This is a genomic window from Mesorhizobium sp. M7A.F.Ca.ET.027.03.2.1 (assembly GCF_003999175.1).
GTDB lineage: Bacteria > Pseudomonadota > Alphaproteobacteria > Rhizobiales > Rhizobiaceae > Mesorhizobium.
In genome coordinates, this window is the sequence record NZ_RZOM01001924.1 from 1 (window position 1) to 427 (window position 427).

Sequence of the window (427 nt, forward strand, 5' to 3'; positions counted from 1 at the left end):
AGGCCAATCCGAAGCTTGCCGACATGGCGCTGGTGCGGCTCGGCCGGCTTTCCGTGCAGCCGGTGACGCCGGCCGAGCCGCACCAGCGCCATGTCGGCAAGCTTCGGATTGGCCTTGACCTGTTCCAACGTCGGCGGGTTGGGCACATCCCTTACGGCGCGGATGTCGACGCATTCCCAGCGCGGATCGTCCGAGGTGGTGTCGGGATGGGCAAGCGCGCAGACTTCAGCGATGCCGACGACGTTCAGCCCTTCGTTGGAATGGTAGAAGAAGCCGAGATCGCCGACCTGCATCGCCTTCATGTTGTTGCGCGCGGCGTAGTTGCGCACGCCGTCCCATTGCGTGCCGGCCTTGCCCTTGGCCTTCAGCATGTCGAAGGAGAACTTGAATGGCTCGGATTTGAACAGCCAGTAGTTCATGTCTTTCT

Annotated in this window: 1 protein-coding gene; it reads right to left on the reverse strand. The window is 62.5% G+C overall.

Features of this window, described 5'->3' with window-relative positions; all coding sequences use genetic code 11:
* Positions 1-419, reverse strand: a 419-nt coding sequence (locus EN750_RS38800) for an EVE domain-containing protein (RefSeq protein WP_127399532.1), incomplete at its 3' end; no start/stop codon positions are given.
* Positions 420-427: the final 8 nt, after the last annotated feature.